Below are 17,523 nucleotides of genomic sequence, written 5' to 3' on the forward strand. Positions count from 1 at the left end.
ACCGAGCAAACCAGCGCCGGCGTGAACAGCCAGAAGATCGAAACCGATCAAGTGGCCACCGCCATGCACGAGATGACGGCCACCGTGCAGGAAGTCGCGCGCAATGCCGAAGAAGCCTCCCAGGCGGCGGCCGCTGCTGATGGCGAAGCCCGCGAAGGCGACAAGGTTGTGAACGAAGCCATCGCCCAGATCGAACGCCTGGCCACTGAAGTGGCGCGTTCCACCGACGCCATGAGCGTGCTGCAACAGGAAAGCGACAAGATCGGCAGCGTCATGGACGTGATCAAGGCGGTGGCCGAACAGACCAACCTGCTGGCACTCAACGCCGCCATCGAAGCGGCCCGTGCCGGTGAAGCCGGTCGTGGTTTTGCCGTAGTTGCCGACGAAGTCCGCGGCCTGGCTCAGCGCACGCAGAAATCCACCGAAGAAATCGAAGGCCTGGTGGCCGGTCTGCAGAACGGCACGCAACAAGTGTCGGCGGTAATGAATAACAGCCGCGCCCTCACCGACAGCAGCGTCGCGCTGACCCGCAAGGCTGGCGTGTCACTGGAAAACATCACCCGCACGGTGTCCAACATCCAGTCGATGAACCAGCAGATCGCCGCCGCTGCCGAGCAGCAAAGCGCCGTGGCCGAAGAGATCAGCCGCAGCATCATCAACGTGCGCGACGTGTCCGAACAGACCGCCGCTGCCAGCGACGAAACCGCTGCGTCCAGTGTTGAACTGGCGCGGTTGGGTAATCAGTTGCAGATGATGGTGAGCCACTTCCGGGTGTAAGTCTCAGCTTGCTCCCCCCACCAGCACTCGTGCCGACTGGGGGAGCAAGCGTGTCGAATTCTTACAGGTTAATAGGCGTTTCTCCCGTCCAAACGGCGCCTTTTCCAGCTCTCCATGCAATGGACGGCTGACGGTTCTCAATCCTCCCGTGCAGTAATGTCGATAACTCCACTTCATAGGAGATTTATCGGCATGGACGGCTATCCATTACTCCAGGCACTTATCACGGCCAACAGTTCCGAGAAACACCGGGATCTGCAAAAACTCTTCAAAGACGCACTGAAGCTCACTTCAGTGTTCGATATCACTCGACTGACCGAAGCCAGCTTCAAGAAAAAAGTCGGGGACGCGATCAACCGTGACAGTACGCTCAAAGGGCACGCCTCCAGCATCGACATCGGGAAGCTCTACGACAACGCCAAGTGTCTTGCCGCCCAGGTCAGCCATTTATATCGGGAACAACAACTCTCATCTGGACAAACGCAACACCATTGGCACCCCCCAGGTATTCGTGCGGTCGAGAAACAAGGCCCCACCTATACCAATCTGTTTCAGGAAAACTGGGACGAGTCCTGCACAGTAGATTCGATCGCGGCAATCGACTCGCCAGTCGCTTACCTCAGAGCGCTGTACCTGTTTGCCAAGCAACTGGAAACCAGTGCCTCGCAATCAGCAACTGAGACCGTCAACCGAATCCTGCTGGAAAAGCGACGCCCGGATCTCGCAGCTCTGTCGATCGATCAGCAAAATACCTTCACTGCACAGCCCATGCTCAAGATCGTCAATGACATCCTGAACACGAATATTCAGGAGGCACTGAAGAGCACCGCCGACAAAAACAAATCAACGTATGACGTGTTGGCGCAACGACGTTATCCCTTCGCTCTTCCCTACAACATTTTTCATCATCAGTGCCTGCTGGGCCTCAGTGGAAAAACACCTTCGCTGGGAGAATTGAACTACCTCATCAGCACCCACCTTCCCATCACACAGACAGTCAACATTCAGTATGGCCAGGTACGGACATCCACCCCTTTCGAAGCCCAACAACTGTTGTCCGGGCTGAGTCCACAGCAGCAGGCATTACTGACAGAAGTCCCAAGAGAGGATGAGCAGTCTAAAGATAGCTATTGGCAAAGCCTCTATGGCACCGATGCACTTGCCAGCCTGAAAAACTTGGCAAGCTTTATGGAGCGCACAGAACTGAATGCAGGGCAAATCGAAGCGCTGCTCTCGCAAGGCAAACATGCCCCACGCCAATCCAGCAATGACCCAACGGCCGTTTCACTTCCCGGTCCGTATGGCGCTAGTTATATAAACGGCCCTTTCCCGGTAGGCACCACCACTGCCAACAACATGGCAATCATCAAAGTTGAGGGGGTTAAACAGATAGCCGAGGCGACAGACCCGCGACTTGTACGCTTGCAACGAATGATCCGCTTGCAACGCTGGCTCGATATCCCTTTCGCCGAGCTGGATACCCTGATCATCGGCGCGTTTGAATCACAAGTGCCGCGTAACACGCTCATGCAACTCGACACTTATACAGTGTGTACTTTGGGTGTTTATCGCTACTTTAACCGTCGGTACTCGATCAATGCCGAAGAGTTTGCTGCCTTGCTTTATCGAGTATCCCCCTCTGCCACCGGTGATGCCCCCGCCTTATTCGACCGGGTATTCAATCCGGCCCGACTATTCGATACGCCACTGGTACTCGATGGTCGAACCTTCAGCGCTGACGGCTCCGACCCGGCCTCGCATACCATCCTGCAACACCTGAGTGCCAGCCTTGGTCTGCCTCTGACCGAAGACTCGTTATTACTGATCGTCAGGAACACGAAGCGATACCTTGGCCCGCTGAAGTGTGATCTACGCACCCTGTCCTCGATCTATCGGCAGGCGCGGATTGCCCGAATGCTCGGCATTTCAATTGCCGACAGTGCGATGCTCGCAAACTTACTGGGGGGTGAAAGCCTCTCTAAATGCTTGGCAAACGGATACGCCCTAGACAGTCGAACAATCCAAATAAACATCAGAAATTCCAGTCAGTATTTCAATCTAGTCGCACGTTTTCGCGCACCCAAGCAAGTCGACCCTGAGAACCCTCCCCTGCTTCTGTCAGGATCAACACTTACAACCAATACTTCATTGTTCGCCGATAGAAATCTCATAGGAAAAATTCACATCCGTTTCCCCGGCGACTCAAGCAATAATGATGACTCCGATGATGAACCCAGCATCACTATCAACCAGATCCCGACCGTTGCCGGTGATACGGTGATCTCTCTTGAGGGTTGCCCAATAGAGCTGCCCAACGGCGATCTCAATGTATTAATACGCAGTGCAACCAAGTTAGCGACCGTGATACAGAGCCCACGCAGTCAAACTAGCAACGACCTCGATAACACTAGCAACTACACCGATGTCACGCTGACGCAGAATGAGCCCCAGGGGCTTGATGTACTCAACTTGCTTGATGTGCTGATGCAAATGGACTGGATAACAAACTGGCTCAGTGAGTCCGCCTACGACATTCCCAAGCTGCGACGCCTCCTGGAGCCCATGGGCAGCGATGATCATTCGTTTCGAGATTTGCGGCAACATCTCACCAAGCTGAACGGCGATACCTTGCAGTGTGTGGTAACCCCACGAGAAGTAGCAGAGCTGTCGCTTCCAAAAGACTTCGGGTGGCGTGCCCTACTGGCTAAAACATTGCTTGATGACAACGGCCTGGTAAAAAACTTCGCGCCTGCAATCAAAGACGATGTGCCGCAGAAACTGGCCACCGCACTGAACGACGTTATCGACCCACTGAAATTGGGTAACGTGCTCAAAGATGACTGCAAGCAAAAACTCAAAGACCTGCTACTGCGTGCCCATGATCGACAGCAGCACCTGATAGAGAAGCTCTTGCAGGAAACTTCTCAGCTCCCCATGAACTGCGCAAAGGGGGTGCTGTTATGGGCAAACTCCTCGACCCACGCGGTCCTCGCCGCCGCGCTGAGTGATGCACACTCAACCAGGCTCCCCACAGCACTCCACCCGGTTCTGCGCCACGCCGAAGCTGCCGTTCAACTGCATCTGAGCAACAGCGCCCTGCGCTTGTTCCTGCGCCATCCCGAGTGGCTGGAAACAGCAAACACGCAGCTGAAACTGACACTCAGCAGCTTGTACCTGCTGGATCGTTTCAACCACTGCATGAGCACCCATCAGCACCCGGAGGAAAGCCTTCTGAGCTATCTGGGGCTTGCCAATTCGACTGCCGATACCACAACAACGAACAGTTTCCTGGCCAAATTGCTGGGCTGGACGCCGACTGAAGTCAGTGTGGTGACCGCAACGCTGGCGTCCCGCAAAGCCAAAACAATGAAGGATGTGGATTGGGTAATGCGTTGTCATGCAACCTGCAAGACAACGGGGCTGAGCGCTACCTCACTCCTCGGCGCAACCGCCCTGAACAACGCAAGCGCGTCAGACGCCTGGAAGAAAGTCGGTGAAGCCGTCATGGCCGCCAGTCATTGATCCTGTTACATGCTCAAGGAATGAACATGTCTATCACCATTGAAAAGCAACTTAATGAAAGTTTGCGTGATGCTCAACTCGCACTCTATCTGTCAGCGATCGTACCTGAAGACGAGATGTTGAAGTCGCTGAAGATCGCCGAACATCTCAAGACGCCTAACGACCTCTATCACTACTGGCTTCTCGATGTGCTGGTCAGCCAGGACGTACCCACCAGTCCGGTGGCTTGCGCCATTGCCAGCCTGCAGCAATACATCAACAGCATTCTGGCCAACATGGAGCCCGGATATCACACCGCGAATATCCCGGCCGACCAGATCGAGACCTGGCGTACCGTGATGCATCACTATCCGACCTGGGTAGCCAACCAGCAGTTGCATTATTTCCCTGCGGTCTATCTGGACCCGACACTTCGCAGGACCAGGACCGACAGTTTTCAGCAACTGGAAAACGACATCAACCAGCATCAACTCACCTCCGAGTCCGTTCAGGCGGCCGTCTTGGCCTACCTGACAAGACTCGAAGAAGTTGCCAACCTGACACTACTCAATGGTTACATCGACGGAAACGATTTCGCCAACAGCACCTATTACTTCATTGCCAAATCCCGAGCCGCGAATACCTACTATTGGCGCTCGCTGGACATGGCCAAGCGTCCCCATACGGGAAGCTCTGCAGTGTCCCTCGCCTCGCCCTCCAAGTTCGATGCCCCCGAGCCAGAGGCCTGGTCGGACTGGAAACGCGTGAATCTGCCGATTTCCGAAAGTGCCATCGAACATACCATTCGCCCGGTCATGTTCAACAATCGTCTGTACGTGATCTGGGCCGAGTGCATCTTTCAGGAAAGTACGGCGGTAACCAAGACGGCAAAAGACAGCGCAACCAGCACAGAAAGACCTGACACCAATCCGCTGTTTCGTTTGAACCTGTGCTACAAAAAATATGATGAGAGCTGGAGCACCCCGCAGACCTGTCTACAGGGTTACGCTTCACGTGCACTGTTTCACAATAAGACCTTGGCTAATATCAAGCTGGACACACACACCATTGCCCTCAATGACGAGCATCACTCAACGCATTCATTGCACATTGGCCTGTATGTAAACGACCAGCTCCCCCAGTCAGATATTGCGCCGCAGTTCCAACTATCGGTAGATATCGATAAAGACTCGATTATCACAACGACCCCTACACGATCCAATACTGAAGAACTTGCCATAGCAATAATGCATAAACTTCTTCATTCGGGCATTCCCATCACGGCTGCCAGCGAGTGGAATAAGGCAAACAAAAGAACACTCCAGTTCAGCCGAATAAACGCGGACAGCGTAAAACTTAAAGCCCCTCGATTTAACTTCCGCCTGGCCGATAATTCAGGCACGACAGAATTTATTGATTTTGCAAATTCTACAATAGAAAAAAGTGACGTCTCGACCGACGAAGATCGCAATCCTGTTCGAATGAACATCACCTTCGCCAGGCATCTGATCGAGCGCGCCGAAACGGGCATGGACAAACTGCTGAGCTGGGGAACCCAGCACCTGCAGGAGCCTGCTTTCAGGGAAAACGGTACGCCTGAGAACGTGGATTTCTACGGCGCCTATGGTCGCTACTTCGTAGAGTTGTTCCTTTATCTTCCATGGCTGGTGGCACACCGCTTTAACCTGGAGCGCCAATACGGTGAGGCCGAACGCTGGTTGCAATACGTGTTCAACCCCGGCCGCAAAAAAGTCAATGAAGGCAACCCCGACTATTGGAATGCCGTGCCATTAATCAGCGCCAGTCCATCCCCCGGCCAACCCAGCTACGCCATCCAGGACCCACAAGACCCGCATCAGATTGCCCTTAGTTATCCCGTGCACTTTCGCAAAGCCTTGTACATGCTCTACATCGATATCCTGGCCAATCGCGGTGACACGGCCTACCGCACGTTGACCCCCGATGGGCTGGCGCAAGCCAAGCTCTGGTACATCCGCGCACTGGACCTTCTGGGCCCTCGCCCGGATCTCAGGCAAACCGACCTCTGGTCTACCGTCACACTGCAAAAATTCAGTGACGAGACCAACAGCGCTCTGCGCGCTTTTGAGAATGAGCTTGGAATAAACAAAAGAAACCAACCGACAGCAACCTCCCCCAACATTGCGCCCCAGGTGTGCGTGCGTCCGTATGCACCGCCCCCCTCGGTACACGCGATTGACACGCCACACTTGCGACTACCGTTCAACCCGGTGCTGATCTCGCGCTGGGAAAAGCTGGAAAGTCGCTTGCACAACCTTAGACATAATCTCGACATTGTCGGCAAGCCACTGAGTTTCTCCCTCTTCAAGGCGCCCGCTACACCAGGCGATTTATTGCGCTCCAATCCTCAGCGTGCGGCAGAACCCGGCATTGAGCGACGCCCAAGTCTGGATATCCCGCCCTACCGCTTCAGCACCCTGCATGCCCATGCCATAAGCGCGGTAGATACCGTGATTCAGTTCGGTACAACGCTGTTGTCATTCATCGAGCGTACCGAGCAAGCCAGCTATCAGGAAATTCAGCAACAACACCTCTGGGATCTGGCAAACATTACGGTAGACCTACAAACCCAGGCGTTGAAGATCGACCAGAAGAACAAGGAGGCCTTGCTAGCCAGTAAAGCCATTGTCGAAGGGCGTGTGGATTATTACAGTCAACGGGTCAATGAGGTGGTCAACACAGAAGAGGTCGCCGCCGCCACATTGCACCTCACAGGGCGTATTGCTGAAGCCTCTGCCTACGCGGCCCAAGTGGTCGGCCATGGCCTGAAGGTCATTCCCAACATTTTTGGCCTGGCAGACGGAGGTCATCGCGTCGAGGGGGTGCCCTTTGCGGTCATGGCCGGAGCTCAAGGCGTGGCAACTGCTGCTCATGGCGCTGGCGACGCCCTCGAACGTGCTGAGCAATACCGTCGTCGCCATCAGGAGTGGACACTCGCTCGCGATCAGGCAAGACTCGAAATCGCACAAATCGATGCACAACTGGCACTTGAAGCCGAACGGGAGACAGCCTCCCTGCTGCTGTTACGACAGACTCAAACGGCACTCAACCAAGCCAGAACCACCTACGACTTCCTCAGCAAGCGCTTTACCAGCTCGCAGCTTTACCAGTGGTTCACTGGCCAGCTGTCCATCTTCTATTACCAGGCGTATGACGAAGCCTTGTCGCTGTGCCAACTCACCGAGTCATGTTGGCGCTACGAGATGGCCGAGTATTCCACACAGCCGTTCTTCCAACCCCAGGGCTGGAACAGTACCTACCGCGGACTCGGCCCTGGGGAGTCGATGAAACTGGGCTTGCTGAAGATGAAGAGCGCCTACCTTTTGGGTCATGAGCGCGAGCTGGAAATTCGCAAGACCGTGTCGTTACGCCTGCTCAAAGACAAGGACAAGACCCCTGAATCCATTAATAAGCCCTGGAACGATACGCCTGCGCAGGGTGTGAAACCTGCGGTCACAGGCCTCAAATCAGGTCTTGTAAATAATGGCTCATGTGAATTCGAACTGACCCAGCCCCTGTTTGACAATGACTACCCAGGGCACTGCCTGCGCCGGATCAAGAGCATCAGCATCTCCCTGCCGGCGATCCTGGGCCCTTATGAGGATATCCGCGCTATCCTGACCCAGACCAGCAGCGATGTTGTCATGCCCAACGGCAGCAAAATGAGTAGCCGGCGAGCCAGTCAGCAAATAGCCCTTTCGACCGGTATCGACGACAACGGTCTGTTCACGTTGAACTTTCAGGACGAACGCTATCTGCCCTTCGAGTACACCGGCGCAATTTCAAAATGGAAGCTGTCGTTCCCTAATCACGCCGTTCAGAAAGCCATGCTCGAATCGCTCACCGATATCATCGTGCAGGTGCAGTACACCGCCAAGGCTGATGGGGGTGCCCGATGAGCGAACAAACCTCCATACCTGTCGATCTTCCGGCTCTGCCCAAGGGCGGCGGGGCGATTCAAAGCATTGGTAATGGCTTAGGCCCGATAGGGTCCAGCGGTGCGGCGTCCTGTGAGATCCCCCTGCCTGTTTCACCGGGTCGCGGATATGTCCCAGCCCTGGCCCTGAGCTACAGCAGTGCTCAAGGCAACGGTATTTTCGGCCTCGGCTGGAAATTGTCCCTGCCTACCGTTACACGACACACCCGTCTGGGCGTTCCGGCCTACACCCACGATGATTTGTTCGTCGGCCCCGGTGGTGAGGTCTGGATGCCTGAACGGGACAGAACAACAGGCGCAATCAAATCCAGCCACAAAATGTGCAGCGACGGCAAACAGCTGGTGCAACATGCTGTCGTGCGTTATCGACCTCGGATCGAAGCCGCCTTCGACTTGATCGAGCATTGGTCCAGCGCCACGAACAAACCGGGCTTCTGGCTGATACACAGCGCCGATGGCAGCCAACACCTGTACGGAAAAACATCGTCGGCACATCGCGCAGATCCCGACGCATCAGTGCGGGTAGGCGAGTGGTTGCTCGAAGAGAGCATGAATGCTCATGGCGAGCATATTCTTTATGAGTACACCGCTGATGAGGTCGCGACTCAGGGCTCCGCCGATTACCGCGCCCAGCGCTACCTGAGTCGCGTGCGCTATGGCAATTTCCACGGTGACTCACAGTTGTACCTGTGCAAGGTCGATGGCCTCAACGATAAGAAATGGCATTTCGAGCTGTGTTTCGACTATGGCGAACGCAGCGTTAGCCTGGAAGACACGCCTGGTTACGAAGGGACGCTGCCGTGCTCTGTACGCAGTGATCCGTTCTCGGAGTTCGCCTACGGTTTTGAATTGGGCACTCAACGCTTGTGCCAACAGGTTCTGATGTTTCATTACTTCCCGGATGAAACATCGATGGGCCGCGAACCAATACTGGTGCACCGCCTCCTGCTCCAGTACCAAACTGGCGCTCTATCCTATAACTGCCTGAGCGCAGCGTTGAACCAAGCCTTTGGCGACAATACCAATGAATATCAACCTCCACTTGAGTTCACCTACACCGGTTTCACGCTCAAGCCTGAGTCTCGCCACTTCAAACCCTTCGAGGCGCTGGCCAGGCTCAATCACCAGGAGCAGTTTCAGTTCGTCGATCTGCTGGGAGAAGGACTGCCGGGCATTCTTCATCGAACAGACAAAAGCTGGCGCTACAGCCAGCCTTTGCGGGACGACAACGCAGAAGATCACGTCATGTACGCACCATGGCGCGAGCTGCCACGAATCCCGCTGGCCGACAGCCGAAAGTCTCCTCGACAATTTCTCGGTGACCTCAGCGGTGACGGCCGTCCGGACTGGATCATGGCACACCCCGAGTTCAGCGGTTTCTTCACGCTGAGCCCGGATGGAGATTGGTCGAATTTCACCTCATTCACCGCTGTTCCGACCGAGTTTTTCCATCCTCAAGGACAATTGGCCAGTCTGATGGGGACCGGGCGCAGCGATCTGATCATGATCGGACCGCGCAGTGTTCGCCTGTACGCCAACCAGAACAAAATCGGCTTCGCCCCCGCAACCGAGGTGTCACGCCACACCGATGAAGATGATCTGCCGCAGCCCGGCAACTCATCCTGTGAACTGGTGGCCTTCAGCGATCTTCTGGGCAGCGGCCAACAGCACTTGATCCGTATTCGTCACAACGAAGTGAAATGCTGGCCCAACCTGGGCCAAGGACGCTTCGGGAAGGGGCGGGTGATCGCCACCCTGGATTTCTCATACGAGCAATTCGATGCATCCCGCGTCCTGCTGGCCGACCTGGACGGCTCGGGGGCCGCTGACCTTGTTTATCTGCAACCTGATTGCGCGCGCATTTTCATGAACCACGGCGGTAACACACTGGGGCCTGCGGTCGACTTACCCTGGCCCGAAGGCCTGCGCCATGACCGACTTTGCAAGGTCAGCGCCGCAGACCTGCAGGGGGTTGGCTGCTCCAGTCTGGTTTTCAGCGTACCTGGAGAGGAAAGCCGGCATTGGCGCTATGACTTCATTGACACCAAACCCTACTTGCTCAAGTCGACCAACAACAACATGGGCGCTAGTGGCAGCGTCAGCTATCGCAGTTCTGCACAAGAGTGGCTGGACGAAAAAAAGCAGTTACTCAAGAACAACAAACCAGCGATTTCACGTTTGCCATTTCCTCTGTTCCTGGTCAAGCAACAGACTCAGTACGACGAAATCACCGGCAATCGGCTGACCCAGCGGTTCAAATATCGACGTGGCTTCTACGACAGCACCGAACGAGAGTTCCGGGGTTTCGGCCTGCTCCAGCAAACCGATAGCCCAACCAGCCGTGGCAGCACAGAGAACAGTCCTCACACCTCAGCGACACTGACCAAGACCTGGTTCCACACCGGTGAAGAGGTAGACCCGTCCAACCTTGGTTACAACCGTAGCGATGCGACAGCCGCAGCCCTGAAGGCAACAGTTCTCGAGATGGGAGAAAGCTGGGGGCCAGCTGAACACACGCCGGCCGTTGACGCCATCAGTCACATGCTGGCCCGAAGGCGCGAGTTCGCTCGAGCGTTGAGCGGCCACACTTTGCGGGTAGAAACGTACGGTCAGGACCAGTCCCCGAAAGCAAAGCACCCTTATTCGGTGCAACAACATCGGTACCTGATACGTGAGCTCAGAGGCCTGGGGAAACACAGCCCCTATTCAATCGTGCATCCCGCGGTCGTGGAATCCATTAACTATCAGTACGAGCGCATTCCTGATGATCCTCGCTGCACCCACACGATCAATCTGGAATGGGACTCATATGGTCACCTCACTCACAGCCTGGAGATCAGTTACGCACGGCGTAAAACGGCTACCGATTCCCCCCCTTTCACGGATACCTGGCAAAACAAATGGTGGGGCGATGCCCATGACGAGGACCAGCAGTATTACTACCTGAACGAAACAAAAGCTCAATTTATCAACGTTAACACCCAGGGCAGGCGCCTGGGCCTGCGTTACCTGCAACGCACCAACGCGCTGAGGTTGCCCAAGACACCCTCGGCCGGAGGCCTGACCCCCAACACCATCAACTATGAAAACATATTGGAACTGAGCAATTCAGCGACCTGGGAAACCAGGCGGGTCATGACCGACCTGTCTTTACAGCGTTACAGAAAACCAGACACAAGCGACACCTTCGCTGATGGCCAGGCCAGCGTCGAAGCCTTGTTTGATCACCTTGAAACAGCCGAACTCAATGAGCTGGCGTTGAAGGCCTACGACGTGCTCAAACTTATACCGAGCAACGCGTCTTTTGATATGACGAAGAAACTCCAGGGCAGTGGCTACAAAAAAATGTCCATCGCTTTAGCGGCCGACAAGGAGTGGGATAAACAGGGCAACCTCTGGTCTGTACGACGCGGTTTCACCACTTACGCAAAACTGGACGGTTTTTTCAGGGCGCTGACATTCAAGGAAAGCCAACAGCATGGCTCAACGGCTATCACCTACGACGCTTATTACTGCCTGACCACCACTGTCAAACTACCGGACAACTGCACCACCACAGCGTCAAATATTGACTACCGAATACTCCAGCCAAAACAGATCACCGACCCCAACGGTAATGTCCAGGAAGCGTTGTACGATGTAGCCGGACAAGTTCAAGCCATCAGTTACCACAAAAGCAACTCGGGTGAGGATATCGGCTTCAAACCCATTGCCACCTATACCCGCCATTACGATGAGCGGCCCGACATCGCCATCGAAAATCCCGGCAGGGCACTCCAGGATGTCGCCAGCGCCTACTTTTACTCTCCGCTCAGTTGGATGGGACATATTGCGGCCACCACAACGCAAGAGCAGGACTGGCGCAAACAAGCCGTTGCGCAAGGCGATCTGTTGCCCAGCGGGCATGTCCGCGCCAGCGCTCGTACTCGTCTGGCCGACCTCAGTACCAAAACACCTTACGAGCAAAAACTCCAGACGCTGATAGAAAGCGTGGCACGCGAACCGGTGCACTGCGCCACGATGCAGGCAGACCGATTCCACAGCGACTCTGAACGACAAACCCGCATCGCCGTCGTTTGCTGGGATGGTTTTGGCCGGCAGTTACAAAGCAAACAAAAAGTCGAGCCAGGAATGGCCTGGATCGTTAATGAAGGCGGCACACTGACGCGGTTGAATGACAAACCGCAAGAGCGCGAAGTCAATCTTCGCTGGCGTGTCAGCGAGCGTATCGAATACGACAATAAAGGCCTGGTAATTCGTACCTATCGGCCCTACTTCAGTGACCGGCATCGGTACATCAACGATGAGTCGCTACGTCAGTCAGGACTTTGCGATCAGCATTTCCATGACCCACTGGGCCGACTCATTCGCGTCATCAATGCCAACGGCGACGAGCGTCGGTACACCTACCACCCCTGGTATTCCATCACCGAGGACGAGAACGACACCCGGCCCGACACGCCGTCCGATGATTCAACTACGCATGGAGGCGAAGTATGAGTACCACCATTCATCATCACACCCCGACACTCAACGTCGTCGACGGTCGTGGCTTTCAGGTTCGCGAAGTCACCTACCTGTGCAATGAATCCATCGCACAACCTCAGGCCCGTATTGCTCGTTACGTAAATGAAATCAATGGTCAGGTCGTTGAGCAACGCAGCAGCGCCAGCGTAATAACCGCTGATTCAAAGCAGCTCCGCAGTCTGTCGGGGGCTTTGTTACTGACCCAAAGCATCGATGCAGGCTGGCGCCTGACCTTCTTCGGCGAAGCCGGTCAGGTGGCGGAAAAATGGGACTCTCGCGGTAACCATTGGCAAACGCACCATGACAATCAGTTGCGCCCGACGGTGACTTACGAAAAGCCCGACGGAAAAAACCGCCAGGCCATCGAGCGTTTTACTTATGCAGATAACTCAACCGACCATGCGAAAACGAATCAGTGCGGTCGGTTGATTCGCCATGATGATCCGGCAGGCAAACTGCTTTTATCCGAGTATGACCTGACGGGAAAGTTGCTCAGCGAAACGCGACACTTTCTGAAAGATCTACAAGCACCGGACTGGCCGGAAGAACTCGACAAACGTGATGAGCTGCTAGAAAACGATACCGCGCACACCACCCACTGGCAGTACGCCCCCACTGGCGAGATCCTCAAACAAAAAGATGCCAAAAGGCATACACAATACTTCTGGTTCGATGTCGCCGGACAGCTCAAAAAAGTCACCCTGCAACTCGATGGTGTCATCAAACACACGCTGATTCTCGATCAGGTCAGGTACAACGCCCAGGGTCAGATCGAATCGCAGACCCTGGGAGGAAAGATCACCAGTGCAGCGGTTTACACGCCTGAAAATGGCCGCATGAACCAACTGAAAACGTCGCGAGCAGGAAAGGCTCTCCAAGAGCTGCACTACGCCTATGACGCTGTCGGCAATGTGTTGAACGTCGAGGATCACACCAAACCCGAACAGCACAACGCCAACCAACGCATAGAGCCGATCAGCACTTATGTCTACGACAGTCTCTATCAACTGACCCAGGCTTCGGGTCGTGAAGAGCACGGAGCACGGATTCACGCACCGCTCCCCGATTGGTTGCCGAGTCCGGGTGACCGGAGCCGGCTACGCAACTTCACTCAGCGTTATACCTATGATGAGCGCGCGAATCTGATCAAGCTGCAACATCAGTGCGAGGGAAATAATTACACCCGTGAGATGGGCATCGCCCCTGACAGCAATCGCGGGCTGTTATGGAAAACGGGCGATCCGACACCCGACTTTGCAAAGGGCTTCGACACCAACGGCAATCTACAACTGCTGCAAGCCGGGCAACCTATGGAGTGGAACGCACGCAACCAATTACAACGCGTGACACTGGTCGAACGCACAGAGCAAGCAGCGGATGCGGAAAGCTACTTCTACGACGGCAACGGTCAGCGCGTTCGCAAACGACAAATCCAAAAGGCACACGCGCTCATCCACTGCAATGACGTCACCTATTTGCCGGGCCTGGAGATCCGTGAAAGCACTAAGGAGAAACTCGATGTCATCACTGTGCAAGCAGGGCGCTGCAGTGTGCGTTGTCTGCATTGGAGCCAGGGAACTCCCTCGGCTATCACGAATGACGCTTTGCATTACAGCTTCGATGACCATCTGGGCTCCAATACAATGGAGCTGGACGCCGAAGGCAACCTGATCAGCGAGGAAGGTTATTACCCCTATGGCGGCACGGCCTGGAGGGCTGCCCGTACAGAACTGGAAGCGAAGTACAGAACCATTCGCTACTCAGGCAAGGAACGCGATGCCAGTGGGTTGTATTACTACGGCCAACGGTATTACGCGCCATGGTTGCAGCGCTGGATCAGTCCTGATCCGGCCGGTGCGGTTGACGGGTTGAATCTGTATTGCATGGTCGGGAATAACCCGGTGAGATTCATCGATCACCAGGGCCTGGGAAAAGACGATATCGTCACTGACTTTGCGGCTAAGGGCCGGGCCAGATCACAACAGATCATGTCATCAGCCTCTCAAGTGTATCCCGGCACAACACCGGCGAAGCGGGAGAGTTTCCGCAAGAAGAACATCGGAACGAACCCGGACTACAAATTCACCAAAGGCGTGCTGAAGGATCATCTTGTTGCTCATTCCTATGCGGTAGACACAGAGCATGAGCAAACATTTATGGACTATTTCAACATCGCAGCGCCCAAAAAAGGCCCGACTGACTATAACGGTGTAGACGCTGGCTATAAGGGCAGTGCTACGAGCACAGAGTTCTACCTGAACTTCGGAAGTTACAAAATCAATAATACTGCCGAGTACATGATGGATTTATCAACGCGGTACAGCGCAGCGAACGACGACTTGCTACATAAAAGAAGCTTCACCGAAGCTGAACTGATAGCTGATCCAACCCTGAGCAGGACGACCAGTCAAAGCAATGAACTACAACCGTATACGCGAGAGCTTATCGCAACGCATATCGAGCACAGCGACGGAATCATTCCGATAAGAGCTGGCGGTCCAGGGGCTCACTCAGAAGTCAGGCTCTTGAACTCGGTCGTTGCACTCTATCCAAACCGTGCTGAAAGGTTGCTTACTGACTTACACCTGTTCACGGACACCTTAATGAAAGGTGACGTCCCCGTGGCATTTCCAGCCTGCCACAATTGCAGCGGCATCATTCCTCAAGGCATCAATATCCCGACCGGGCGCAGTATTAGAGACTATCAATCGTTCAATGCTCATGTCCTGAGCATCAGGAGTGCTGAGCATTGACAGTCTTTGGCACAGAAGCCGCTAACGCAAAACAGTCCTAGCTCAAATACTGATCGCACTGGTAAACACCAACCGATTCCCAAACGGATCAGCGATGGTCATGTCCTGGCTACCCCAGGGCATGGCCTGGATCTGTGGGTGCGCAAACTTATATTCCTTGGCCAGCAACTGCTGCTGGAACACTTCCAACTCATCAGTCTCGATCCGCAACGCCGAGCCCGGTGTGCTGTCGCCGTGGTGTTCGGACAGATGCAGCACGCACTCACCACGAGAGACTTGCAGGTACAACGGAAAGTTGGGCTCGAAGCGATGCTGCCAGTCGATCTTGAAACCCAGGAAGTCGACGTAGAACTCCACGGCCTTGATTTCATCGAAAATCCGCAGGATCGGGGTGGTTTTGCCGAAGCTCATGGAGTTGCTCCCAGACTGATAAGGCCCAGAGTGTAGCTGGGCGAGATGTCAGCGCTTCGGCTTGGCGATGCCTTTCTTTAGTCTCAATGTGCCATCACTGTGACGCAGCACTCGGAATGTTTACTGGAATCCGTCACGCAAGTCCCCTTGCCGCGCCAGAAACCGCCCTTCCCTTCTTCCGTTTGCCTGGCCTTCGCTGTAACTCAAGACACCGTTGACCCACACCCCATCGATACCTTCCGCCGCCCGTTGCGGATCATTGAAATCAGCCACGTCGCGAATGGTCACAGGATTGAACAACACCAGATCCGCCCAATGTCCTTCACGGATGTCGCCACGTTCCTTCAAGCCAAATCGCGCCGCCGACAACCCGGTCATCTTGTGCACGGCGGTGTGCAGCGGAAACAGCCCTACATCGCGACTGAAATGTCCGAGCACGCGTGGGAATGCGCCCCACAAGCGTGGATGCGGAAACGGGTCTTCCGGCAATCCGTCAGAGCCCACCATCGACAGCGGATGCGCAAGGATTCTTCGTACATCCGCCTCATCCATTCCGTAGTAGACCGCGCCGGCCGGTTGCAGGCGTCGAGCGGCATCAAGTAGCGGCACGCCCCATTCGGCGGCGATGTCCATCAGGTCACGGCCACCCACTTCAAGGTGAGGCGTTGACCAGGTGATGGTGATGCGATGAGCGTCGGTGACTTGCTTGAGGTCCAGCGTCGATGAACTCGCCGCGTAGGGATAACAGTCGCAGCCTACCGGATGGGTTTTCGCCGCGTGTTCGAGGGACGCCAGCAGTTGTGGACTACGCCCCCAGTTACCGGCGCCGGCACATTTGAGGTGGGAAATGATCACCGGGGATTTCGCGTGGCGGCCAATCTGGAATGCCTCGTCCATGGCCTCCAGCACCGGCTCGAATTCGCTGCGCAAATGGGTGGTGTAGACCGCGCCGAAGGCGGTCAGCTCTTCAGTCAGCTGCATCACTTCATCGGTGGAAGCCGAGAAGGCGTTGGCATAGGCAAGCCCCGTGGACAGGCCCAACGCACCGGCCTCAAGACTTTCACGCAGTTGCTCGCGCATCGCGCTGATTTCGCCCTGCGTGGCAGTGCGAAACAGGTCGTCGAGGTGGTTGCTGCGCAGCGCCGTATGGCCGACTAGTGCAGCCACGTTCAGCGTGGTATTCGCCGCTTCGACGGCGGCACGGTAGTCGCTGAACCTCGGATAAACGAACGCTGCTGCGGTGCCGAGCAAGTTCATCGGGTCGGGAGGATCGCCGCGCAAACTCACCGGCGAAGCGCTGATCCCGCAGTTGCCGACAATCACTGTGGTCACGCCCTGGCTGAGCTTGGGCAGCATCTGCGGCTGGCGGATCACCACGGTGTCGTCATGGGTGTGCACGTCGATGAAACCTGGCGCCAACACGCGGCCGGCGGCGTCGATTTCTTCGCTGGCGCTGGCATCGTGCAAGTCGCCGATGCGCTCGATGCGGCCGTTCAGAATCGCCACGTCGGCGGGATAACCGGGGGCGTTGCTGCCATCGATGATCAGGGCGTTGCGAATCAGCGTGTCGTACTTCAT

General features: G+C 55.5%; 7 protein-coding genes. 5 read left to right on the forward strand and 2 right to left on the reverse strand.

Annotated elements, in window-relative coordinates:
• The first annotated feature begins 72 nt into the window (after positions 1 to 72).
• From ABH912_RS16660 to ABH912_RS16680, 5 genes are all read left to right on the forward strand, one after another.
• Positions 73 to 777, forward strand: coding sequence for a methyl-accepting chemotaxis protein (locus ABH912_RS16660; RefSeq protein ID WP_419866197.1), 705 nt, complete (start codon positions 73 to 75; stop codon positions 775 to 777).
• A gap of 192 nt (positions 778 to 969) precedes the next feature.
• Positions 970 to 4,299, forward strand: coding sequence for a Tc toxin subunit A (locus ABH912_RS16665; protein ID WP_429511151.1), 3,330 nt, complete (start codon positions 970 to 972; stop codon positions 4,297 to 4,299).
• A gap of 26 nt (positions 4,300 to 4,325) precedes the next feature.
• Positions 4,326 to 8,216 (forward strand): neuraminidase-like domain-containing protein, encoded by a 3,891-nt coding sequence (locus ABH912_RS16670; protein WP_429511152.1) that lies wholly within the window; start codon positions 4,326 to 4,328, stop codon positions 8,214 to 8,216.
• The gene (locus ABH912_RS16675) at positions 8,213 to 12,754 is read left to right on the forward strand and encodes a SpvB/TcaC N-terminal domain-containing protein (protein ID WP_429511153.1); all 4,542 of its coding nucleotides are present in this window, start codon (positions 8,213 to 8,215) and stop codon (positions 12,752 to 12,754) included. Before ABH912_RS16670 ends, ABH912_RS16675 begins: the two co-directional genes overlap by 4 nt.
• A complete protein-coding gene (locus ABH912_RS16680) occupies positions 12,751 to 15,534 on the forward strand; it encodes an RHS repeat-associated core domain-containing protein (RefSeq protein ID WP_429511154.1) in 2,784 nt (927 codons plus the stop codon). Before ABH912_RS16675 ends, ABH912_RS16680 begins: the two co-directional genes overlap by 4 nt.
• A gap of 42 nt (positions 15,535 to 15,576) precedes the next feature.
• Here ABH912_RS16680 and ABH912_RS16685 read toward each other — a convergent pair whose 3' ends face one another.
• Both ABH912_RS16685 and ABH912_RS16690 read right to left on the reverse strand, forming a co-directional pair.
• The gene (locus tag ABH912_RS16685; protein ID WP_033058177.1) at positions 15,577 to 15,945 is read right to left on the reverse strand and encodes a glyoxalase superfamily protein; all 369 of its coding nucleotides are present in this window, start codon (positions 15,943 to 15,945) and stop codon (positions 15,577 to 15,579) included.
• Positions 15,946 to 16,065: 120 nt separating this feature from the next.
• Complete coding sequence (locus tag ABH912_RS16690; RefSeq protein ID WP_429511155.1) at positions 16,066 to 17,523, reverse strand: D-aminoacylase; 1,458 nt, start codon at positions 17,521 to 17,523, stop codon at positions 16,066 to 16,068.

It is taken from the genome of Pseudomonas sp. BT76 TE3572, from assembly GCF_050435365.1.
GTDB classification, from domain to species: Bacteria; Pseudomonadota; Gammaproteobacteria; order Pseudomonadales; family Pseudomonadaceae; genus Aquipseudomonas; species Aquipseudomonas fluorescens_W.